A 22,504-nucleotide genomic window follows, 5' to 3' on the forward strand; every position below is an offset into this window, starting at 1 on the left:
CCCCGCGCGCCCGCCTGCTGCCGTACGCTCCCGGCGGGTACGCGCACGGGAAAGCGCGCACCAGGGCACTGAGCGCCGGTGCCCGCGCTCCGGCCCGCGGCCGGGAGCCGCGCACCGGCACCGACCACGGGGGCGACATGGTGTCATCCGCGCAGCGGCTCGCGCTGCTCAACGACGAGCCGGTGGACTCGGCCGGCACCGACCTGCTGGGCGCCGGCCGCGCCGCCCGGCAACTCGCCGACCTGCTGATCGCCTCCCGGTCCGCCACCCCCTTCACCCTCGCCGTGGACGCCGGGTGGGGGATGGGCAAGTCCAGCCTGATGCGCCTGGTGGACGCGGAGCTGGCGACGGAGCCCGAGGTGCACACCGTCTGGTACAACGCCTGGACCTCGACCGGCGCGGACGCCCTGGAAGGGCTGATCAAGTCGGTGCTGATGCGCTTCGACCGCCGGCTGCTGCGGCGGGCCCTGCACCGGGCTTCCGAACAGCGGGCCCTGCTGCGCGTCCTGCGCGCGCTCGCCACCCTCGCGGCCGGCCCGCTCGGCGCCGCCGGGCTGGTCAACGAGCTGTGGAGCAATCTGTCGGTCAACTCCCAGGCCCGTAACGAGATGCGCGACGCGATCCGCGACCTGGCCCAGGAGTGGGCGGAGAACGCGGAGTACGCGCCGCGCCGGATGCTCGTGGTGTTCATCGACGACCTGGACCGCTGCTCCGAGGAGACGGTGCTGGCGGTGTGCGAGGCGGTCAAGGTCTACCTGGACGTCCCGGGGCTGGCGTTCGTGATCGGCTGCGACCGGTCCGCGATGGGGCCGAGCGGCCTGCTGCGCGACCTGTCGCCGGCCGGTGCCACTTTCATGGAGAAGATCTTCCAGACCAGCTACCGCATCCCGGTGGCCGACGGCCAGGGCGTACGGGAGTACATCACGTGGTGCGCGCGCACCGCCGGTATCGAGCAGCTGCTCGACGCGCCGCTGGTGGACCTGCTCGCCGAACGCTCGGCCCGCAACCCGCGCCGCATCAAACGGCTGGTCAACGGCTTTGTCCTGGAGGCCACCCTGAACCCGATGTGGGCCGGCCACCCGCCGGAGGCGGTGCTGCGCACGCTGCTCATCCAGTACTTCTACGCCGACTTCTACCGGATGATGACCAGCCCGCCGGGGGCCGACAGCGGTGATGTGATCGCGGATTTCTGTACGTACCGGCGGGTGCGGACGCTGTTGCGGACCCCGGGGGCCGTTCCTGAGGAAGAACGGCCGCTGGTGAACGCCTTCCTGGAGCAGCGTGACGTGGCACGCGACCCGGGCAACCCCCGCGCGGCGCTGCAACGCCTGGAGCGCGAACTCCCCACGGTCTTCCCCGACATGGTCGCCGACCCTGCGTTCAACTCGCTGCTCGACGGCCTGCTCGCGCTGCCGCGCTCCGAGGAACTGGTGCGCAGGCTGCGGGAGGGCGCGCCGACGCTGGTGACGCTGCCGCGGCTGGAGCAGGACCCGGAGGCCGACGTGCCGCCCGTACGGGCCGGTGTGTACGGCCCGACGGCCGGTGTCTACGGGCCGCGCCCCGGCGCGACGGGGTACGGCTCCGCCCCGGCCCCCGACACGTCGCTCGCCGGCCGCACGATCCTGTGGGTGGACGACAACCCGGACAACAACGCGGCCCTGGCCGCCTGGTTCCGGCGCGAAGGGGCGGAGGTGGAGATCGCGGTGGACTCCCGGTCCGCCGACGCGGCCATCGCCGCCCGCACACCGTGCCTGATCATCTCCGACATCAGCCGGGGCAGTGACAACCAGGCCGGTTTCACGCACGTGGCGGCGCTGCGCCGGGAGCGGCGCTACACCGGCCCGGTGGTCTTCTACGCGGGCCGGGTCACCCCCACCCGCGAGGACACCGCCAGGGAACTGGGCGCGCTCGGTGTGGCCGCCGACGGCACCCACCTCGAACGGCTGGTCAGGGCCGCGTTCGCCGCACCGCCCGCCCCGCGAGTACATCCGTCCGCCGCCCGTCCTCGATGACGAACCGGCCGTCGATCAGGACGTGCGGAATGCCCGTCGGCAGGGTGCGCGGCGCGTCGAAGGTGGCCCCGGCGGCCACCGTGTCCGGGTCGAAGAGGACCAGGTCGGCGCGGTAACCCTCGCGGACCAGGCCGCGGTCGGGCAGCCGCAGCCGGGTCGCCGGGCGCCCGGTCAGGTGCGCCACGCACTCCTCCAACGACAGCACGCCCAGCTCCCGCACGTACGTCCCCAGGTACTCCGGGAACGTGCCGTACGCCCGCGGGTGCGGCTTCGCGCCCTGGAGGATGCCGTCGCTGCCGCCGGTGTGCACCGGGTGGCGCATGATCGCCCGGACGTTCTCCTCGTGGCCGACGTGCTGGAGGATCGTCGGGCCGAGCCGGTCCTCGACCAGCAGCCGGCGGGCCGTCGTCCACGGCTCCTCACCGCGCTCCCGCGCCGATGCGGCGACCGTCCGGCCGACGTACTCCTCCAGCGCGGGGTCCGAGACACCGGAGATCTCGATGGTGTCCCACTCGATCGGCACACCGTGGCAGCCGTCCGCGCCCTCGTCCTCCATGACGTGCCGGATGCGCTCCGCCGTCGCGTCGTCCCGCAGCCGGGCCAGGATCGCGTCGGGCCCGCCCTCGCTCGCCCAGCTCGGCAGCATGGCGACCAGGGTCGTGCAGCCGGGTGTGTACGGGTAGGTGTCGAGGGTGATGTCGGCGCCCGAGGCCAGGGCCCGGTCGAGGAGGGCGAGGAGTTCGGGGGCGCGGCCCTTGTTCACGCCGAAGTTCATGGTGGCGTGGGCGAGGTGCAGGGCGCAGCCCGCCTCCCGGGCGAGGCCGACCATCTCCGCGTACGCCTCCAGCGCGCCCGCGCCGTACGAGCGGTGGTGCGGGCAGTAGTAGCCGCCGTAGCGGGCCACGACCCGGCACAGTTCCGTCAGTTCGGCGTCGTCCGCGTACATGCCGGGGGTGTAGGTGAGGCCGGAGGACAGCCCGACGGCGCCCTGTTCCATCCCTTCGGCGACCAGCTGCCGCATCCGGGCGGTCTCGTCGGGCGTGGCCGGGCGGTCCTCCCAGCCGAGCGCGAGCATCCGGACCGTGCCCTGGGGGATGAGGTACGCCGCGTTGACGGCGATGCCCCGGCCGTCGAAGCCGTGGTCGAGGCGGTCCAGGTACTCGCCGACCGTGCGCCAGCCGAAGTCGATGTCGGAGCCGTCCCCGTTCCAGCCGGTGATCTGCGCGCGGACCGCGGCGAGCGTGCGGTCGTCGACCGGCGCGTACGACAGGCCGTCCTGTCCGATGACTTCGAGGGTGACGCCCTGCGCGGCCTTCGCCTCGTGCGCCGGGTCGCGCAGCAGCGCCAGGTCGCTGTGCGCGTGCATGTCGATGAAACCGGGGGAGAGGGCCAGGCCCGCGCCGTCCACGACGCGTGCGGCGCCGGGTCGCGGCCCTGAGTCGGTCTCCCGGTGGATCTCGGCGATCCGGCCGCCGTCGAGGGCGACGTCCGCCCGGTAGGAGGGGGTGCCGGAGCCGTCGATGACGCGTACGTCGCGGACCACGGTGTCCATGACCGAACTGCCTTTCCTGAGGACCGGCCGCGCCGCCGCACCGGGCCGCGCCGCGCGCCGGTGGCCGTCGGGCCCCGCTCCGGTGAAGGGGGGAAGACACCGGAGCGGGGACCGGGCGCGCCCGGGGTGGGACGCGCCGGCCGGAGGCAGGGGGTTGCCTCCGGCGGTCGGCGCGGGGCTCGGGGGTGCTGCCCCGCACCGAGATCGTGGACGGCCTGGTGGTGGGCCGTCGTGGGGGGTGCGTTGGGGAGTGCTGTCAGCTGTCAGCCGTCAGATGCCCGGCCGTCAGCTGCAAGCCGTCAGTTGCCGGCCGTCAGCCGCCGCCCGCCGTCAGAAGAACGTCCGCACGTAGTCGACGACCGTGCCGTCCGCCTCCGCCACCGGGATCAGCTGCCACTTGTCGAAGGACGTGCACGGGTGCGACAGCCCCAGGCCGACCCAGTCGCCGACCTCCAGGGCGTCGCCCCGCTCCGTACGGACCCAGGCGTGCTGGTCGGAGAGGCCGGTGACGGTGATGCCGTCGGCGGACCGCTCGCTGCCGTCCCGGCCCGACCGGACGACCTGGGCCTGCGGCAGGTCGAGGTCGTACGCCGCGTCGCGCTTGCCCGCGTTGAGGAACGCCTGCTCCGGGGTCGGCCGGGAGACGACCTGGGCCCACAGCCGGAAGGCGGGCCGCAGGGCGCCCTCGTCCGGGACGCGGTTGAAGGGGGTCAGACGGCGGTAGTGGCCGTCGTCGTGGGAGACGTACGCGCCGGAGCGCAGCAGCTTCAGCAGCGGCCGGGACAGTTCGGGCGCCTCACCGAAGACCTCGGCGACCGCGTCGAACCAGGCGCTGCCGCCCGCGCTGAGCACGATCTCGTCCAGGTCGGCGAAGCGCCCGGCCCGGTCGAAGGCGACGGTGAGCGCGAGGAGGCGGCGCAGCCAGGCGGTCACCCGCTCCGGCGTCGCGTCGGGCACCTCGCCCTCGTAACCGGCGATGCCGACCAGGCGCAGGGTGTCCACGCCCGCGACGGCGTCGGCCAGTTCGACGCACTCGGCCTCGGTACGGACACCGGTACGGGCGCCCTCGCCCGCGGCCAGTTCGATGACCACGTCCAGCGGACGGGTGGCGCCGGCCGCGCGCAGGGCGGCGTCCATCAGCTCGATGCCGCGCAGCGAGTCGACGTAGCAGACGCAGCGGAAGCCGGGGTCGGCGTCCAGCTCGGCGGCGAGCCAGCGCAGCGCGGCGGCGTCGACGATCTCGTTGGCGAGGAAGATCCGCTGGATGCCGTAGGCGCGGTAGACGCGGACCTGGTGGGGGACGGCGGCGGTGATGCCCCAGGCGCCGCGGGCGAGCTGGCGGGCGAAGAGCTGCGGTGCCATCGAGGTCTTGCCGTGCGGGGCGAAGGCCAGGCCGTGCCGTTCGGCGTAGATCTCCAGCAGCGCCAGATTGTGTTCCAGCGACTCGGCGGACAGCGCGAGGACGGGGGTGGTGAAGCCGCCGGTGAACAGGTTGCGCCGGTCGGCCGCCAGCTCGCCGACGGTACGGCCGGCCGCGTCCGGGGGAAGGCCCTTGAAGCGGTGGTCGACGCGTTCGTCCGCGAGGGTCCTCGCGCGGCGTTCGGCGGTGGCTGCGTCGGCGCCGGGCGCGGCGCCGGTGGCGCTGCGGTCGGCGTGGGGCGCGGCGGCCATGGGGGCCTCCTCCAGTTCATGTTGCACTGTGTGCAACACCCATTGCGCATATCGCTTACAGCTGTCTAACATCCGACCCATCGCCGGGTCAATGGTGCGTAACACGTCGCGGAACGGCTCAACGAGCCCGTACGCAAAGGAGTGCAGAAGATCGTGACCACGTCCAGGAACGTCCGCGCCGACGGCACCGACGCGATGGACGGCACCGCGCCCGCCCGGAGCGACGCCACCGATGGCGACGCGCCCGCCCGGAGCGGCGCCGCCGACGACAGCGCGCCCGCCCGGAGCGACGCCACGGACGGCACCGCGCCCGCCGCGCGGCCGGGCGCCGATGTCGTCTGCCTCGGTGAATCCATGGTCACCTTCATGCCCACCCGGCCCGGGCGACTCGCCGACGTACCCTCCTTCGAGCGCGGCATCGGCGGCGCCGAGTCCAACGTCGCCTGCGCCCTCGCGCGCACCGGCCACCGCACCCGCTGGATCTCCCGCGTCGGCGCCGACGCCTTCGGCGACCACCTGCGCGCGGCCGTCGCCGCCTGCGGCGTGGACGTCTCCCACGTCCAGCGCGACCCGGACCGCCCCACCGGCGTCTACTTCCGCACCGCCGGCGAACGCGCCACCGGTACGCAGACCGAGGCCGGCGAGGCCGAGGTGGCGTACTACCGCGCCGGGTCCGCCGCCTCCGCCATGTCTCCCGAACTGCTCGACGCCGACGCCCTGCGCGACACCCGCGTCCTGCACCTCACCGGCATCACGGCGGCCCTGTCCGACAGCTGCCTCGACGTGCTGCGCACCCTCACCGCACCGTCCCCAGGGCGCCCGCTCGTCTCCTTCGACGTCAACTACCGCGTCGGGCTCTGGCGCGACCGCACCGTACGCGGCCCCGAGATCCTCCTCGACCTGGCCCGCAGCTGCGACCTGGTCTTCGTCGGCGAGGACGAGGCCGCGGCCGCCTGGGACCTGCACGGCCCGGACGCCCTGCGCGCCGCGTTGCCCGAGCCCGCCGTCCTCGTCGTCAAGCAGGGCGCCGACGGCGCCACCGTGTACGCCCACCGGCCCGACGGCACCGACACGGTCACCACAGCGCCCGCCCTCGCGGTCGACGTGGTCGCCCCGGTCGGCGCGGGCGACGCCTTCGCCGCCGGGTTCCTCTCCGCCACCCTCCGCGACCTGCCCGTGTTCGAACGCATCCGGCACGGCCACCTGATGGCCGCCGCCTCCCTCACCGTCCCCGGCGACCTCGGCACGCCCCCGTCCCGCGACCTCGCCGACCGCCTTGCGCGCCTCGACCCCGCCGCCTGGGGGAGACTGCGACTCGGCCCCGGCTGGACGACCGACGGTGACCCACCCGCTGACCGCGGCGGCGGCACCACCGGCCACGGGCTGCACAACCCACGGGTGGAGGTCCGTACACGATGAGTCAGACAGTCGACCGCGCACTGAGCATCCTGCCGCTGCTGGCGGAGGGCCCGGCCAACCTGGAGCAGGTGGCGGGCCGTCTCGGTGTGCACAAGTCCACCGCCCTGCGCCTGCTGCGCACGCTCCACGAGCACGGCATGGTCTACCGGCAGAGCGACCAGCGCTACCGCCTCGGCGCCCGCCTCTTCGCCCTCGCGCAGCAGGCCGTGGAGAACCTGGACGTGCGCGAGATCGCCCATCCGCACCTCGTCGAGCTGAACGAGAAGTGCGGGCACACGGTGCACCTCGCGGTGTACGAGGAGAACGAGGTCCTCTACATCGACAAGGTCGAGAGCCGCTACCCCGTACGGATGTACTCGCGCATCGGCAAGCCGGTCGCCATCACCGTCGCGGCCGTCGCCAAACTGCTCCTCGCCGACCTCCCCGAGCCCGAACGCCGCGCGCTGGCCGAAAAGCTCGACTACCCCCTCTACACGTCCCGTTCCACACCCAACGCCACGGCGTTCCTCGCCGAACTGGCCAAGGTGCGCGAACAGGGCTGGGCCACCGACCTCGGCGGCCACGAGGAGTCCATCAACTGCGTCGGGGCGCCCATCCGCGGCGCGGACGGCCGGCTCGTCGCCGCCATGTCGGTGTCGGCGCCGAACGTCGTCGTCACCGCCGAGGAACTCCTCACCCTGCTCCCGCTGGTACGCCGTACCGCGGACGCCATCAGCCGGGAGTACTCCGGCAACGCCCCCGTACCCGACACGCACGACCAGAAGGAAGCCCGACCATGACCGAGAAGACCGCCCTCACCCCGGCCACCCACACCACCCCGCCCGCCAAGTTCTCGCACGGCGTGAAGAAGGGCAACATCCTCCAGGTCGCCGGGCAGGTCGGCTTCCTGCCCGCCGTCGAGGGCCAGGCCCCCACCCCGGCCGGGCCCACCCTGCGCGAGCAGACGCTCCAGACCTTCGCCAACGTCAAGGCCATCCTGGAGGAAGGCGGCGCGACCTGGGACGACGTCATGATGATGCGCGTCTACCTGACCGACGTCGACCACTTCGCCGAGATGAACGAGATCTACAACGCCTACTTCGAGGCCGAGGGCCTCAAGGAGGCGCCGGCCGCCCGTACGACGGTGTACGTCGGCCTTCCCAAGGGGCTGCTCATCGAGATCGACGCCCTCGCGGTGCTGGGCTGACCGGGACCCCTCCTTGCCGTTACCGCTGCTGAACCCGCCGTACGGTGCGGCGCCCCACAAGTCCGGGGCGCCGTGCCGCGGTCCCCCCTGCCTGGAACCACCCTGTCTGACAACGGAGTCACCACATGTTCCACGCTGCCCTGTCTGCCGCGGCCCCCGCCACACCACCGACACCGCCCCACACCGGTGGCCTGCTCGCCCTGATACCAGGCACACCCGGCCTCCTCACGGTTGCCGTCCTGGGAATCCTGCTGCTCCTCTTCCTCATCATCAAAGTCCGCCTCCAGCCGTTCGTAGCGCTGCTGGGCGTTTCCATAGCCGTAGGGCTGGCAGCCGGCCTTTCCGTCACCGAACTCTTCGGCACCGTCCAGAAATCCAGCCTCCCCTCCCTCATCGAGAGCGGCATGGGCGGCATCCTCGGCCACGTCGCCATCATCATCGGCCTGGGCACCATGCTCGGCGCGATACTCGAAGTATCCGGCGGAGCCGAGGTCTTGAGCGCGCGCCTGCTGGGCCTCTTCGGCGAACGCCGCGCGCCCCTGGCGATGGGCCTCACCGGCCTCATCTTCGGCATCCCGGTCTTCTTCGACGTGGGCATCTTCGTCCTGGCGCCCATCGTCTACGCGGCGGCCAAGAGGAGCGGAAAATCGGTCCTCCTCTACTGCATGCCCCTCCTCGCCGGCCTCTCCATGACCCACGCGTTCCTGCCGCCGCACCCCGGCCCGGTCGCCGCCGCCGGTCTGTTCAAGGTGGACCTCGGCTGGATCATCCTCATGGGCATCGTCTGCGGCATCCCCGCCGTCCTGGCCGCCTGGGCCTACGCCGCGTGGATCGGCAAGCGCCTCTTCGTCCCCGTACCGCAGGACATGGTCGAGGCCGCGGAGGAGGCCCGCGCCGCGGTGGTCGCCGAACAGGCCGCGGCAGGCGTCGAACGCCACGAGAAGCCGGTGCCGCTCGGCATCGTCCTCACCATCATCGGCACCCCCCTCGTCCTCATCCTCCTGGCCACCTTCTCCTCCGTCGCCCTCGCCCCCTCCACTCTCCGCTCGGTCGTCGAATTCTTCGGCAACCCCTTCGTCGCCCTGACCATCGCGCTCCTCCTGGCCTACTACCTCCTCGGCCTCCGCCGCGGCTGGTCCCGCAAGTCCCTGGAGACCGTCTCCACTGCGTCCCTCAAGCCGGTCGGCAACATCCTGCTGGTGGTCGGCGCGGGCGGCATCTTCGGCGCCGTCCTCAAGGGCAGCGGCGTCGCCGACGCCCTCTCCGACACCTTCCACAACGTCGGCCTGCCCGTCATCCTGCTCGCCTGGCTGGTCTCCGTCGTCCTGCGCGTCGCCCAGGGCTCGGCAACCGTCGCCATCGTGACGACCGCCGGCATCGTCCTCCCCCTGGTGGACGGCCGGCACCTCTCCCAGCCCCACCTCGCCCTGATCATCATGGCCATCTCGGCCGGCTCGATCTTCGCCTCCCACGTCAACGACGGCGGCTTCTGGATGGTCGCCAAGTACTTCGGCATCTCCGAACGCGACACACTCAAGTCGTGGACGGTGCTGGAAACGGTGCTGTCGGTGGTGGGGTTCGCGGTGGCGGCGGGGGTGAGTCTGGTGGTCTAACGCTCCAGCGCCCGCTTTCGCACGAGGCCGGCGCGGACCGCCAGCGCGCGGCGGTCCGGGCCGGCCTTCTGACGCGCCCGTACGGCCTTGTCCCGCTTCGCGATCTCCAGGAACAGCACTTCCTCACTCCCGGGCGCCACGAGAACGGCCCCGAACGCCACGTCCCCCGCGAACCACGCGCCGCTTTCCACTTCCTTGGGCCACCGCCGCCGCCCCACCACATTGACCGCGCGCATGAACGGCATCCGCTCCGGCCCGCCCCCGGAAATCCCCACCGTGAAGAACGTGCCGTACTTGGTCCAGTCGTCCGCCTTCTTCCTGACGACCCGCGGCTGGAATTCCAGCGGATAGTTCCGCAGCACCGCCCGGCACTTCCCGAGCCGCAGACCGAACACAAACCGGTGAAACGTACCGAGCGCGAGAAACACCCCCGCAACCGAGAACACACTCGACAACGGCGAATTCCCCACACCGCTCCGCCCCAGCATCATGGGCAGCCCGACCAGCACCGCGATGCTCACCAGCCGTACCGCCAGGTCCCCGACCAGGCGCCAAGTGGCGCGCTTGAGGACGCGGACCACGTCCACGGGGATGGCCGGGGCCGTGTGTGCGGAACTGCCGGCCAATGTGTCTCCTCAGCCGGAGGGGGGAGGTGGTCGCGGTACATGGAAGCACGCTTCTCGCCGGGTCTCTCCAGGGTTGGCACGGTTGTCCGGTTCTAGAAATCAGGGGCGGATGTGGAAGACGCGCGCGGAACGCTGTGCGCGTACGGGCGCAGCGTGCTGAAGGGGAACGGCCGGGGCCGCCAAAAGGCAGGCCCCGGCCATGTGGTGAGTCGGGTCACCCCTTCTTGCAGTACTGCGTCTCCTTGCCGATTGAGCGGTACATGCAGTCGCTGTTTTCCAGGAGCTGGAGGACGGCGTCGCGGTTTCGGGATGTTTCTCGTTGGATTACCGAGTCGCGGGGGTAGAAGCCGCCCGCGCCCGCGGAGGACGGGTACATCTCGAAGGTGTAGGCGAAGATCTTCTGGTTGCCCCAGAGCCAGTCGTCGATGGAGCCGTCGGTGATGTAGAGGTCGCTGGACTGTTCGGGGGTGTAGCCGTTGCCGGCGGCCATGGATTTGCCGACGGCGGCGAAGGCGTCGCGGTCGTCCTTGGTCATGCCGGGGGCGGTGTCGCTGTAGGTGTAGCCGTAGGGCCACAGCACCAGTTCGCTGTAGGTGTGGAAGTCGATGGCGGTCTTGATCTGCTGGACGCCGCCGACGACACGGCCGCGGACGAAATTGCTGACGACCTTGACCTCGGGGGCCGAGGCGGGGGACGGGCCGCGGTAGGTCTCGGAGCCGGTGCTGCCCGAGGAGCCGCCGCAGCAGCCCCACTTGAAGTCCCAGTTGCGGTTGAGGTCGGTGCCGGTGTTCGCGGAGCCGGCGTTGGGCTGGCGGTTCTTGCGCCAGCTGCGGAAGGAGCCGGTGGCGATGTCGTACGCGCCGCCGTCCGGGTTCACGTCCGGGATGACCCAGATCTCGCGGGAGTCGAGCATCTTGGTGACGCGGGCGTCGCTGCCGTACTTGGACGTGAACTCGTTGAGCAGGTAGAGGGCCATCTCCACGGTGAGGTGTTCGCGCGCGTGCTGGTGGGCGGTGAAGAGGACCTCGGGTTCCTGCTCGTCCTGGGTGACGTTCTTGCTGAGCTTGAGGGCGAGGATGTCCCGGCCTTCGTAGGACTTGCCGATGACCTGCTTGCTCAGGATGGCCGGGTACTTGGCCACGAGGTTGTTGATCGCGGCCGTGGCCTCGGCGTAATTGTGGTAGCCGCCGTAGCCGGAGGGGAAGTCCTTGACGCGGTCGCCGGTGCCCGACGGGGGCGCGGGCAGCGCCCGCAGCCGGTGGCCGAGCTTGCGTACGAGGGCGGCCTGTGCGGTGTCCGCGGTGATGACGACGGTGCGGCCGTGCACCTCGTCGATGGACACGCCCGTCGAGGCGAGCGCGCTGCGCTCGGCGGCGGTGGCGAGGCCGGTGATCTCGTACTGGCGGGGCGTGCCGGTGTCCGCGGCCGGGGTGCCGGAAGCGGTGGAACGGGTGGCCGGGTCCTGCTGAGGGGAGTCCTCCGCGCGGGCGGCGAGGGGTGCCGCCAGGGCGAGGGAGACGAGCGCGGTGAGGACGGTGGTCCGTCTGCCGCGTAATCGTGGTCGTCGCATGGTGTCCTCCGTGGGGGTGTGAGGCGAGCGACGGCGCCAGTGTTCGGCCTTGGCATGCCTCGGTCAATGCCTTGCGTTGACGCAAACACGCCAAATTCACGCCGGTTTCCGGAAGATTCTTGCCAGCGGCCGGTGCCGCCCCAACAATGCGCACGACAAGTCCGGCGCCACGCCGGACTCACCAGTGTGAGAGGACCCCCACATGAACAGACCTCTCGTCGGCGCCCTGGCCACGGCCGTCCTGGGCGCCACGGCGCTCGCGGGCACCGCCGGTACGGCCCAGGCGGCCACGGCACCGGACGCGGCGGCCCGGGGTGCGGCCCGGACCGCGGTGGCGCCGCAGCTCCAGGGCGTGCCGGCGGCCTCGGTCCACGCGGCCACGGCGCCCAAGGCCAAGGCCAAGGCCGTGAACTTCGCCGGTACGGTCGCGCTCAGCAACTGTTCGGGTTCGATCGTCCGGATGCCCACCTCGACCGACAACGATCCGGCCCTGGTCATGTCCAACGGCCACTGCCTGGAGAGCGGTATGCCCGCCCCGGGCGAGGTCGTCGTCGACCAGCCGTCCAGCCGCAGCTTCACCGTGCTCAGCGCCTCGGCCGGCAACCTCGGCACGGTCCGCGCCACCAAGGTCGCGTACGCCACCATGACCGACACCGACGTGTCCTTCTACGAACTCTCCTCCACCTACGCCCAGATAAAGCAGCGCTACGGCATCAAGGCACTGGACATCGCCACCACCCACCCGGCCAAGGGCGCCGCCATCACCGTCGTCTCCGGCTACTGGAAGAAGACCTATTCCTGCAACATCGACGGGTTCGTGCACCAGTTGAAGGAGGGGGGCTACGTGATGAAGGACTCCGTGCGCTACACCCCCGCCTGCAAGACGATCGGCGGTACGTCCGGATCGCCCGTCATCGACACCGCCTCCGGCAAGGTCGCCGCCATCAACAACACGGGCAACGAGAACGGCGGCCGCTGCACCATGAACAACCCGTGCGAGGTCGACGAGAACGGCAAGGTCACGGTGCGCAAGGGCATCAACTACGCCCAGCAGATCTACACCGTCCCCAAGTGCTTCGGCACCGGCAACAAGCTGGACCTGGGCAAGGCGGGGTGTGTGCTTCCCAAGCCGTAAGGCGCTGTGGGCCGTTAGGGCCCGTGAGCCGTAAGGGCCCGTAAGCCGTCAGGGTACGGGCTCCCACCGAGCGGTGGGGCCGCTGACCGACAGACCTGAACGACCGGCCGCGCGATTCGGGAGCGCCGCGCGGCCGGCCGGGGCGGCGTGGCACCGAGATGCCAAGGCCCGCCCCCAGTCCCCCGGAACGTGTTCTCCAGGGCGCGACTCGTGGATAAGGTGCTGAGCCAACAGCAGTGCCGACAGCGCCAACAGTGCCGACAGCGCCAGCAGCGCAGTGGGGGACGCGACGTGCCGACCGCGATTGCAGTCACCAGCGCCGGCCTCGCGCTGCCCGCCACCGACCGGCAGACCCCGGCCGCCGTGGTCGTCCGGCCGCCGCACGACCGGCCGCTGGACGAGGAACTGACCGAGCTGGGCGCGGTACTGGAGCACCACGGCCACCTCGTCGCGCTGCACTCCACCGCCTGCCCGCCGGACCACGTACGCCGGCTGCACACCTTGCGCGCGGTCCTGGAGAGCGACCGGTTCGCGATCGTGCCGATCGACCTGCCGCCGCTGGGGCTCGCCGTACTGGCCCATCAGCTGCGGCAGCTGTCGCTGTGCGACTTCAGCCCCGGCCTGCTGGCCTGCGCGGCCCGCCTGCTGGCCCACTACGTCCACGCGGGCGCCCTGCTGGGCAGCGTGGCGCGGCTCGACCGGGTCGCCACCGACCTGCGCTCCCACCTGCACTCCTGGGTGCCCGGCACGCACTTCGCGGTGCTCGCCAACCCCGAACCGCAGCTGGTCCGCCTCGACCGGCACGCCGAACGGGCGGCCGACGCCGGTCTGCGCCCGCCCGGCTTCGCCACCCGCCTCGCGTACGCGCGCGGCCGGCTGGCCGGCGACTGGGTCGGCGGCGTCCTGGCGCGGTCCTGGCAGGTGCAGGGCACGTACGAGGTCCCGCTGCCCGCCGAGTCGGCGGCCTGGTGGGGCACGCACAAACTGGCCGAGTTCGCGGCGGCCATCCCTGATCTCTCGGTGCTCTACCAGCTCGTGGCGTCCGTACGGAGAGAGGAGTGCGGCTGGTGCGGTCTCGAACTCATCGGCGACCGGTGCGCGTTCTGCGGCGCGCCGTCCGCCGCGCCGGTACCGGGCGGGGGCCCGGGCGGGCGCCGTACGAACGGGTCCGCGCGCTCCCTCCCCGGGCCGGACACCGACACGCCCGCCTCCTCCCTGCTGCGGCGCCGCGGCCTGGCCCCGGTCGCACCGGGCGGCGTCCCCGGGCCCGAGCCGGGACGGCGGACGGCCGTACGGACCGTACGGGCACGCTGAACCCGCTCGGCCCGGCCCGCAGCGGACCCACCCGTACCGGACCGGCCCGGCCCCTGCTTGTGCGCCCCGTCCCGCCCGGAGCGGCCCCACCGGCCACCGCACCGCACACAACCGCCCGGCCCCGCCCCCGCCCGCCCCGTCCCCAGCGAGGTCCCGCACTCATGAACTCACGCCAGCGCCGCGGAGTGATCCTGCTGCTCCTGTCGGTCCTCTGCGCGCTCGGCGCGTTCGTCGGCGTGCTCTCGGTGATCCGCAACGTGGAGTCGAAGGTGGGCCCGGAGCGCACCGCGTACCGGCTGAGGGCGGATGTGGCCGCCTACCAGGCGCTCGACCCGGGCCAGTTCGAGAAGGTGGCGATACCGGAGCGCTGGCTGCCGGAGACCGCCGTCACCGACCTGGGCCGGGTCCGCGGGAAGATCGCCGTGACGCCGCTGCACAAGGGCTCGCTCCTCCAGGACGACATGGTCGTCGACCGCCCCGCGCTCAAGCCGGGGCAGCAGGAGATCGCCATCATGGTCGACGCGGCCACCGGCGTGGCCGGGAAGATCAACCCCGGGGCGCGGGTGAACATCTACGCCACCTTCGAGGGCAAGCGCCCCGAGGACCGGCCCGTCTCCAAGGTGATCGTGGCGAACGCCCAGGTCATCGACCGCGGCAAGCTGACCCCGCTGGAGAACAAGGACCCCGGCGACACCCGCTCGTCCAGCACCCGGCGCGCCACCGAGGCGGTGCCGATCACCTTCGCGCTCACCACCCAGGACGCCCAGCGCGTCGCCTACGCGGAATCCTTCGCCACCCACGTACGGCTCGCCCTCGTCGCCCCCGGCACCGAGACCGCCATCCCGCCGGGCGAGCGCACCTACACCCTCGACGGCGACAAATGACCCGGAGGCCCAGGTGACCATCCGCATCCTCGCGGCCGTCGGCGAACCCGACGCCGCCCGTGCCGTGTCATCGCTGCTCGGTCAGTTGCCGGGCGCCGAGCCCGCGCCACCGGTCGCCGACTCCACCGCCCTGGTCAACGCCCTCGACCAGGCCGCCTCCCGGACCGTGGCCGGTGCCGCCGGCCCGCCGGGGCCGCCGTCCGCGGCCGTGGACGAACTCCCCGAGGTCGTCCTCGTCCACGAACGCATCGGCCCGGTGCCCGCGCTGGAGCTGATCCGCGATGTCGCGCTGCGCTTCCCGGCCGTCGGCGTCGTGCTGATCACCACCGATGCGGGTCCTGCCCTGTTCGCCGCCGCGATGGACGCGGGCGCGCGCGGCGTCGTGGGCCTGCCGCTCGGCTACGACGAACTGGCCGCCCGGGTGCAGGCCGCGGCCCAGTGGGCGACCGGCGTACGGGTGCACCTGGGCGGCGGACAGGAAGCGGCGGCCGGGCCGGCCGGCACGCTCGTCACCGTCACCGGCGCCAAGGGCGGCGTCGGGACGACCGTCACCGCCGTACAGCTGGCGCTGGCCGCGCGCGCTGCCGGGCGCAGCGTCGCGCTGGTGGACATGGACCTCCAGTCCGGTGACGTGGCTTCCTACCTGGACGTGCAGTTCCGCCGTTCGATCGTCGATCTCGCGGGCATCCAGGACATCTCCGTACGCGTCCTCCAGGACGCCGTGCACGCCCATCACACCGGCCTCGGCCTGCTGCTGGCGCCGGAGGAGGGGGAGCGCGGGGAGGAGGTGGACGACCGGGCCGCCCGTACGGTGCTCGCCGCGCTGCGCTCGCGCTACGAGCTGGTGGTGGTCGACTGCGGCGCCCAGATGCAGTCCGCCAACGCCGCGGCCGTCGAACTCTCCGACGTGGCCCTGCTGGTGACCACGCCGGACGTGGTGGCCGTACGGGCCGCCAAGCGCCTGGTGCGGCTGTGGGACCGGCTCCAGATCCGCAAGGCCGAGGACGCCACGACCGTCGTCAACCGCCTCACCCGCAACACCGAGATCCAGCCGCCGCTGGTCGGCAAGGCCACCGGCACCCGCGTCGCGCGCACCCACGTACCGGCCGGCTTCAAGGAACTCCAGCCGTACGTCGACGCCGGGCGGATGCAGGACCTGGACGCCCGGTCCGCGGTCCGGCAGGCGCTGTGGGCGCTGGCGGGGGAACTGGGCCTGGTCGACGCGCCGGCCGCGCGGCTGGGGCGGGGCAGCCACCGCGCCCGTACGTCGCTGACCGGGCGGCGGCGCAAGGCGCTGACGGCCGGACCGGTCCCGGCCGTCCCGTCCGAGGAGAACTGAGGCATGCGCCGCACCCGGCCGGACGACGACCGCGGCCAGATCTCCGTCGAACTGCTCGGCCTCGCCCCGCTGATCCTGCTCGTCCTCGTCCTGGTCTGGCAGTTCGTGCTCGTCGGCTACACGTACGCGCTCGCCGCCAACGCCGCGGACAAGGGCGCGCGGGCGGGCACCGCGAGCGAGACCGGCGGCGCGGGCGCCTGCGCGGCGGCGGCCAAGAAGGACCTGCCCGGCGCCTGGCAGGGCGGCGCCGAGGTCACCTGCGGCGCGCAGGGCGGCCTGTGGACGGCGCGGGTCGGGCTCAAAGTGCCGGTGCTCTTCCCCGGCGTCGCGGACCTCCCGTGGGGGACGATCACAGGCTCGGCGGGGGCGGCGGAGGAGGGGACGTGAGGCGTACGGTACGCGCCCGGGGCGGCGGGGACGGGACCCAAACCGTCCGCGTCCGGCGGGGCACGGCCGCCCGTCGGCGCGACGACCGCGGCCAGGTCTCCCTCGAATTCCTCGGCTTCCTGCCGGTCCTGCTGCTCATCGCCCTCGCCGTGGTCCAGCTCGGCCTGGCCGCGTACGCCGTCCAGCAGGCCGGTACGGGGGCGCGCGCCGCCGCCCGTACGGCCAGCCTGGACGAGACCGACCGGAAGACGACCCCGGAGGCGGCGGGCAAGGCGGCCATGAGCGACTGGGTGGGCGCCACGGCCGAGATCACGGCGCCCGGGGGCGGCGGCGAGGTCCGCGCGACCGCGACCGTCGAGATCCCCTCCCTGCTCCCCGGCGTCGGCCCCTGGCACGCCACCCGCAGCGCCACCATGGCCCTGCCCGCCGAATCCGGAGGACCGACGACGCCATGAGCCTCAGAGCCCGCATCGCCGCGCCGGAGACCCCGCCGGCCGGCCGCGAGGACGGCCACCTCGTCGCCGTCTACCGCGCCAAGCTGCTCGAAGAGATCGACCTCGCCGAGATGTCGGCGCTGGCCGCGGCCGAACGCCGCACCCGCCTGGAGCGCGTCCTCGGCCACATCATCAGCCGCGAGGGCCCGGTGCTGTCCACCGCCGAGCGCGCCCAGCTCATCCGCCGGGTGGTGGACGAGGCGCTCGGCCTCGGTGTCCTGGAACCGCTCCTCGAAGACGCCTCGGTCACCGAGATCATGGTCAACGGGCCCGACCAGGTGTACGTGGAGCGGCACGGCCGGGTGGAGCTCGTACCCGTCCGCTTCGCCTCCCACGAACAGCTCATGCAGACGATCGAGCGCATCGTCTCCACCGTCAACCGCCGGGTGGACGAGTCGAATCCGATGGTCGACGCGCGGCTGCCGTCCGGTGAGCGGGTCAACGTCATCATTCCGCCGCTCGCCCTGAACGGCGCCACCCTGACCATCCGCCGCTTCCCCCGCGCCTACACGCTGCCCGAGCTGATCGGCATGGGCACGCTGGACGACCAGATGGTGATGCTGCTGGCCGGGCTGGTGCGGGCCAAGTTCAACGTCGTCGTCTCCGGCCCCACCGGCGCCGGCAAGACCACCCTGCTCAACGCCCTGTCCGGGCTGATCCCCGAGGGCGAGCGCATCATCACCGTCGAGGACGCGGCCGAACTCCAGCTCCAGCAGACCCATGTGATCCGCCTGGAGTCCCGGCCGCCCAACGTGGAGGGCAAGGGCCGGATCACCATCCGCGACCTGGTACGCAACTCGCTGCGCATGCGCCCCGACCGGATCATCGTCGGCGAGGTCCGCGGCGGCGAGACCCTGGACATGCTCCAGGCCATGTCCACCGGCCACGACGGCTCGCTCGCCACCGTGCACGCCAACAGTGCCGAGGACGCCCTGATGCGCCTCCAGACGCTCGCCTCCATGTCGGACGTCAAGGTCCCCTTCGAGGCGCTGCGCGACCAGATCAACAGTGCCGTGGACTGCATCGTCCAGATCGCCCGGCACGCCGACGGCTCCCGCCGCATCGGCGAGATCGCCCTCCTCGACTCGCGCGGCCACGCCGACTACCGCATCGCCACCGTCTGCCGCTTCGACGCCGAGCCGAGCGGCGCCGACCGCACCGTACGGGGCCGCTTCCGCTACTTCCCGCTGCCGCGCCGGGTCGCCGAACGCCTCTACCTGGCCGACGAACCGGTACCCCCCGCCTTCGGCGTCGCCGCCACCGCCGACCAGCTCGCCACCCGCGAAGCCACGTAACGGCCCCCGAACCGCCCAGCCCCCAGCCCGCAGCAGGAGGACGGACCCACGCCCATGTCCCTGGACAGCATCGCCCTGCTCACCCTCGGCACCGCCCTGCTCTGCGCGGTGCTGGCCGTGGTGGGCCTGCGGCTGTACGCGACCGGCCGCGAGCGCCACCAGGCCCTGGCCGACCGGCTCTCCGACGACCACGGCCTGCCCCGGGCGGGCCGCGGCCGCCGCTTCTCCGGCCTGGACCGCAGGCTGCGCGCCACCCGCTTCGGCCGCGGCCTGGAACTGCGGCTGGCCGCCACCGGCCTGGACGTCTCCCCCGGCGAGTTCTTCGTCTGCCTGCTGGCCGTGGTCGCCGGGGTGTGGCTGGTCGCGCAGGCGGTCCTGGCGCCGTTCTTTGGTCCGATCGCGGCGCTGGCGGCCGTCTGGTCCGCGTACGCCTTCCTCAACTGGCAGCGGCAGAAACGTATCGAGCGGTTCATCAACCAGCTGCCCGAGCTGTCCCGCATCCTCGCCAACGCCACCCAGGCCGGGCTGGCCCTGCGCACCGCCCTGGGCATGGCGGCGGAGGAACTGGAGGCACCGGCCGGTGAGGAGCTGGCCAAGGTCTCCGACAAGCTGGCCGTCGGGCACTCCCTCGACGCGGCCCTCGACGAACTGGCCGCGCGCCTGCCCTCGCGCGAGCTCGTCGTCCTCGTCACCACCCTTGTGCTGTCCAACCGCGCGGGCGGCACGGTCGTCGGCTCGCTGCGCAACCTCACCAAGACCCTGGAGGAGCGCAAAGAGACCCGGCGCGAGGTGCGCACCCAGCTGTCCCAGGTCGTCGTCACGGCGTACGTCGTGCCGTTCCTGGGCCTGGGCACCCTGCTGCTGATGGACCGCATCGCGCCGGGGGCCATCAACCGGATGACGGCCACCTTCCTGGGCCAGGCCGCGGTGGTCGTGGCCTTCGTCCTGTACGCCGTCGGCTTCTTCGTGATCCGCCGCATCTCCAAGATCGACGTGTGACCGCCCCTCTCGTAGCCCCCTGTCAGAAGGCACCGCCCATGGGAATCGGACCGACCGGCCTCCTCCTCGCCCTCGTGCTCGCCCTCTCCGTGGCGGGCATCTGTTGCGGCATCGCCCTCTACCGCCGTGAGGCCAGACTGCCCCCGGACATCGCCGTCGCCCTGGAGGTCGGCTCCTCCCGCACCACCGTCGTCGGCTCGGCGGTGGACCGGATGGGCATGCGCTGCGCACCCCTCGTGCTACGCCTGATGGGGGAGAAGCGGGTGGCCAAGGTCCGCAGACGCATCGATCTGGCGGGCAACCCGGGCGGCCTCACCGTGGACCGCTACGCCGCCCGCCGCGCGGTCTACGGCTTCCTCGGCTTCGGCGGCGCGTTCGTCATGCTGCTGCGCTCCCAGCTCCTGCTCGCCCTCCTCCTGGTCGCCTTCGGCCTCTTCTGGAACGAGGTCGGCATCTGGGCCGCCATTCGCCAGCGCAAGGACACCATCGAACGCACACTGCCCGACTTCCTCGACGTCCTGGCCGTCGTGGTGAGCGCCGGACTGGGCTTCCGGCAGGCCCTGGACCGGGTGGCCGACAAGTACGAAGGCCCCTGGGCCGACGAGCTGCGGATCACCCTGCGGCAGATGGACATGGGCGTCAGCCGCCGCGAGGCGTTCGAGGAACTGCGCAGACGCAACGACTCCGACCAGGTGGCCCAGTTCGTCACCGCGCTCCAGCAGGGCGAGGAGCTGGGCTCCCCGATCGTCGACACCCTCATCCAGATCGCCGACGACATGCGCCGCACGGACGCGCAGAACGCCCGCCGCCGCGCCGCCCGCGCGGTGCCCAAGGCGACCGTGGTGGTCACCACGTTCATGGTGCCCGGCACGATGATCCTGCTGGTCGCCGGGTTCTTCCTGGGCTCCGGCACCAACTTCGGCTCGCTTCTGGGGAAGTGAGCCGCCATGCCGTACAGCAGTACGTCAACTCGGCGCCGCGGTACGCCCGTACGCCCCGTCCGCGTCTCGAAACGGCCCCTCTTGGGCGAACGGCCTTCGCGTACGCAACGGTATGTGGCACAGTCGGCATCCATGTGTTCCCCGGCCCCGGCCGCACCGCCGGGCACACCGGGGCGGCCGCGGACGGCGCTGTCGAGGAGGACGGGGCGGGGGTGGGGCGGATGCCGCCGGACGGAACGGGCACATCGGAAGAACCGGGCTCGGCGGGGAAACCGTACATGCCGGGCGCTCCGGACGGCCGGAGGCGCCCGCCGGGGCTTCGGCCCGCGCCCGGGGGAAAGGAATGGGGCCGTGTGCCCTGTTCCGGGACCGGTGTTCCGGCGTACGTTTCTCGTGTCGCGAGCGCGTGGGTGCGCAGCGTGCTCACGTTCGGCGCGCGGGCGCCCGTCGCCCGGCCGGGCGGGGCCCTTGTGAACGGGGCACGGCCGTACGGCGCCTGCTCGCGTGGCGACACCACGGGGGCAGACCATCCGGACCGGAGCGGCCCGGCCGCCCATGGAGGGGAACACGATGGCGAAGCGGTTGTTGGGAAACGACCGGGGGCAGACCTCGATCGAGTACCTGGGCATCATCGCGGTGGTCGTGGCGATCGTGCTGGTGCTGTCGACCACGGACTTCGGCAGTCAGATCGCCACGGCCATTTCGAACAAGATTTCCGAGGTCGTGGGCATCTGACACGGGCGGTGCCCCACCGCCGGGCACGGGACGGGGGGCAGGCGCGGGCCGCGCGGCGGGTCAGGGATGCCGGACAGGCGTTTCCCGTCTACCTCGTGGCCGTGGCGGGCCTGCTCTTCCTGGCCTTCGCGTTCTTCGCGGTCGGGCAGGCCGCCGCGACCCGCAACTCCGCGCAGACCGCGGCGGACGCGGCGGCCCTCGCGGCGGGGCAGAAGTACCGGGACCAGCTGAGCGCCAAGCTCCTGGACGCGGTCCGTACGGGCGCGCCGTGGCAGGACTATTTGGACGGGCGGGGCGTCCCCGGCGACGAGGCGTGTACGAACGCCCGGTGGTTCGCGGGACGCAATGACGCCGACGCGACGTGTACCCCCGGCTCGTACCCCACGTCGTTCGCCGTCGTGGCCGGCACCCGTGGGACGGTGGGCCGTTCGGTCGTTCCGGGGACCGAGAGCAAGCACGCATCGGCGCGGGCCAGGGCGGTGGTGGAGCCGCGCTGCGCCGCGGGGCCGGAGCGGACGCCGGGCCCCGGTACGGGGCAGAACGGCGGCCAGGACGGGACCGGCCGGGGCGAGGGCGGCGAGCCACCCGCCGGGGACCCGCCCGCCGGCACCGCTCCCCTCGACCTCGTCTGCGAGGACGGCCGGAAGTGGACGATCGACCCCGCCGACCCGGCCCGCCAACTGCCGGAAGCGTCCGACCTGTTCTCCGTACGCCTTGCCGAATGACCAGCCGACGACGAGCAGAAGGAATCGCATCCATGAGTACCGGGCGCCCTTCGAAGGCCAGGAGAGTGGCCGCCGCGGCGATCGCCGCCGGGCTCGCTCTCGTCGTGAGCGGCTGCGGCGGGGACGACGGCGGCGGTACGGCGGGCGGCGGACCGCCCACGCGGGCCACCGCCCCGACCCACGGACGCGGCACCCCGGCCGCCGACGCCAGGCAGGTCATCGGCGAGGTGAAGGGCCCGGACGGGGTGGTCGTCACCCTGCACTCCGCGATCCGCGACTCCGGGGGCTTCGTCACGGTCAGCGGTACGGTCACCAACAAGGGCACCAAGATCTTCAACGCGATCAACTGGCGCTCCAACGAGACCGGCATGCGCTCGCGCTCCTCCGTCTCCGGCGCCACCCTGGTCGACAAGGCCGGCAAGAAGCGCTACCTGGTCCTGCGCGACACCGAGGGCGAGTGCCTGTGCACGACCGGGCTGAGCGGCCTCAAACCCGGGGCGAGCCGGCCCGTATTCGCCCAGTTCCCGGCGCCGCCCGCGAAAGTGACCGAGGTCGACTTCCAGCTGCCGACCATGCCGCCCGCCACCATCACGATCTCGGACTGACC

General features: G+C 72.6%; 21 protein-coding genes. 17 read left to right on the forward strand and 4 right to left on the reverse strand.

Annotated elements, in window-relative coordinates; translation table 11 throughout:
- Nucleotides 1-137 precede the first annotated feature (137 nt).
- A complete protein-coding gene (locus ACH4FX_RS19110) occupies nt 138-2,012 on the forward strand; it encodes a P-loop NTPase fold protein (protein ID WP_398480361.1) in 1,875 nt (624 codons plus the stop codon).
- On the opposite strand, the gene ACH4FX_RS19115 is transcribed toward ACH4FX_RS19110, so the two are convergent.
- Both ACH4FX_RS19115 and ACH4FX_RS19120 read right to left on the reverse strand, forming a co-directional pair.
- Nucleotides 1,948-3,564, reverse strand: a complete 1,617-nt coding sequence (locus ACH4FX_RS19115; protein ID WP_398480363.1) for an amidohydrolase family protein — start codon at nt 3,562-3,564, stop codon at nt 1,948-1,950. The two genes, ACH4FX_RS19110 and ACH4FX_RS19115, sit on opposite strands and share 65 nt — an antisense overlap.
- Nucleotides 3,565-3,894: 330 nt before the next feature.
- Nucleotides 3,895-5,235 (reverse strand): amino acid deaminase, encoded by a 1,341-nt coding sequence (locus ACH4FX_RS19120; RefSeq protein WP_398480365.1) that lies wholly within the window; start codon nt 5,233-5,235, stop codon nt 3,895-3,897.
- Nucleotides 5,236-5,388: 153 nt separating this feature from the next.
- Here ACH4FX_RS19120 and ACH4FX_RS19125 point away from each other — a divergent pair, with 153 nt between their 5' ends.
- From ACH4FX_RS19125 to ACH4FX_RS19140, 4 genes are all read left to right on the forward strand, one after another.
- Nucleotides 5,389-6,654 carry a sugar kinase gene (locus ACH4FX_RS19125; RefSeq protein WP_398480367.1) on the forward strand — a complete coding sequence of 422 codons (1,266 nt, stop codon included), beginning with the start codon at nt 5,389-5,391 and terminating at the stop codon, nt 6,652-6,654.
- Nucleotides 6,651-7,433 carry an IclR family transcriptional regulator gene (locus ACH4FX_RS19130; RefSeq protein ID WP_398480369.1) on the forward strand — a complete coding sequence of 261 codons (783 nt, stop codon included), beginning with the start codon at nt 6,651-6,653 and terminating at the stop codon, nt 7,431-7,433. The genes ACH4FX_RS19125 and ACH4FX_RS19130 overlap by 4 nt, the downstream gene beginning before the upstream one ends.
- Complete coding sequence (locus tag ACH4FX_RS19135) at nt 7,430-7,840, forward strand: RidA family protein (protein WP_003985464.1); 411 nt, start codon at nt 7,430-7,432, stop codon at nt 7,838-7,840. The genes ACH4FX_RS19130 and ACH4FX_RS19135 overlap by 4 nt, the downstream gene beginning before the upstream one ends.
- A 125-nt stretch (nt 7,841-7,965) precedes the next feature.
- A complete protein-coding gene (locus tag ACH4FX_RS19140; RefSeq protein WP_398480371.1) occupies nt 7,966-9,453 on the forward strand; it encodes a GntP family permease in 1,488 nt (495 codons plus the stop codon).
- Here the strand turns inward: ACH4FX_RS19140 and ACH4FX_RS19145 are convergent.
- Nucleotides 9,450-9,974 (reverse strand): hypothetical protein, encoded by a 525-nt coding sequence (locus tag ACH4FX_RS19145; RefSeq protein WP_398480373.1) that lies wholly within the window; start codon nt 9,972-9,974, stop codon nt 9,450-9,452. The genes ACH4FX_RS19140 and ACH4FX_RS19145 overlap by 4 nt on opposite strands.
- Before the next feature lie 319 nt (nt 9,975-10,293).
- Nucleotides 10,294-11,649, reverse strand: coding sequence for a M14 family metallopeptidase (locus ACH4FX_RS19150; RefSeq protein ID WP_398480374.1), 1,356 nt, complete (start codon nt 11,647-11,649; stop codon nt 10,294-10,296).
- 202 nt (nt 11,650-11,851) lie between these two features.
- On the opposite strand from ACH4FX_RS19150, the gene ACH4FX_RS19155 reads away from it, so the two are divergent.
- From ACH4FX_RS19155 to ACH4FX_RS19210, 12 genes are all read left to right on the forward strand, one after another.
- Nucleotides 11,852-12,784 (forward strand): serine protease, encoded by a 933-nt coding sequence (locus ACH4FX_RS19155; RefSeq protein WP_398480376.1) that lies wholly within the window; start codon nt 11,852-11,854, stop codon nt 12,782-12,784.
- Nucleotides 12,785-13,075: 291 nt separating this feature from the next.
- Nucleotides 13,076-14,098, forward strand: a complete 1,023-nt coding sequence (locus tag ACH4FX_RS19160; protein WP_398480378.1) for a hypothetical protein — start codon at nt 13,076-13,078, stop codon at nt 14,096-14,098.
- 161 nt (nt 14,099-14,259) lie between these two features.
- Nucleotides 14,260-14,982, forward strand: coding sequence for a Flp pilus assembly protein CpaB (gene cpaB, locus ACH4FX_RS19165; RefSeq protein ID WP_398480380.1), 723 nt, complete (start codon nt 14,260-14,262; stop codon nt 14,980-14,982).
- A gap of 13 nt (nt 14,983-14,995) precedes the next feature.
- On the forward strand, nt 14,996-16,321 hold the full coding sequence (locus ACH4FX_RS19170) for a CpaE family protein (protein WP_398480382.1): 1,326 nt from the start codon (nt 14,996-14,998) through the stop codon (nt 16,319-16,321).
- A gap of 3 nt (nt 16,322-16,324) precedes the next feature.
- Nucleotides 16,325-16,708 carry a TadE/TadG family type IV pilus assembly protein gene (locus ACH4FX_RS19175; RefSeq protein ID WP_398480384.1) on the forward strand — a complete coding sequence of 128 codons (384 nt, stop codon included), beginning with the start codon at nt 16,325-16,327 and terminating at the stop codon, nt 16,706-16,708.
- On the forward strand, nt 16,705-17,163 hold the full coding sequence (locus ACH4FX_RS19180) for a TadE family protein (protein WP_398480386.1): 459 nt from the start codon (nt 16,705-16,707) through the stop codon (nt 17,161-17,163). Before ACH4FX_RS19175 ends, ACH4FX_RS19180 begins: the two co-directional genes overlap by 4 nt.
- The gene (locus ACH4FX_RS19185) at nt 17,160-18,497 is read left to right on the forward strand and encodes a CpaF family protein (protein WP_398480387.1); all 1,338 of its coding nucleotides are present in this window, start codon (nt 17,160-17,162) and stop codon (nt 18,495-18,497) included. The genes ACH4FX_RS19180 and ACH4FX_RS19185 overlap by 4 nt, the downstream gene beginning before the upstream one ends.
- A gap of 54 nt (nt 18,498-18,551) precedes the next feature.
- Entirely contained in the window at nt 18,552-19,496 is a 945-nt protein-coding gene (locus ACH4FX_RS19190; RefSeq protein ID WP_398480389.1) for a type II secretion system F family protein, read from the forward strand.
- A gap of 38 nt (nt 19,497-19,534) precedes the next feature.
- A complete protein-coding gene (locus ACH4FX_RS19195) occupies nt 19,535-20,437 on the forward strand; it encodes a DUF5936 domain-containing protein (protein WP_398480391.1) in 903 nt (300 codons plus the stop codon).
- 504 nt (nt 20,438-20,941) lie between these two features.
- The gene (locus ACH4FX_RS19200; RefSeq protein WP_398480524.1) at nt 20,942-21,172 is read left to right on the forward strand and encodes a hypothetical protein; all 231 of its coding nucleotides are present in this window, start codon (nt 20,942-20,944) and stop codon (nt 21,170-21,172) included.
- Nucleotides 21,173-21,180: 8 nt separating this feature from the next.
- Nucleotides 21,181-21,897: a pilus assembly protein TadG-related protein gene (locus tag ACH4FX_RS19205; RefSeq protein ID WP_398480392.1), complete on the forward strand. Its 717-nt coding sequence runs from the start codon at nt 21,181-21,183 to the stop codon at nt 21,895-21,897.
- A gap of 32 nt (nt 21,898-21,929) precedes the next feature.
- Nucleotides 21,930-22,502, forward strand: a complete 573-nt coding sequence (locus ACH4FX_RS19210) for a hypothetical protein (RefSeq protein ID WP_398480394.1) — start codon at nt 21,930-21,932, stop codon at nt 22,500-22,502.
- Nucleotides 22,503-22,504: the final 2 nt, after the last annotated feature.

This window comes from Streptomyces sp. NPDC018019, from assembly GCF_044327805.1.
In the GTDB taxonomy this organism is placed as follows: Bacteria; Actinomycetota; Actinomycetes; order Streptomycetales; family Streptomycetaceae; genus Streptomyces.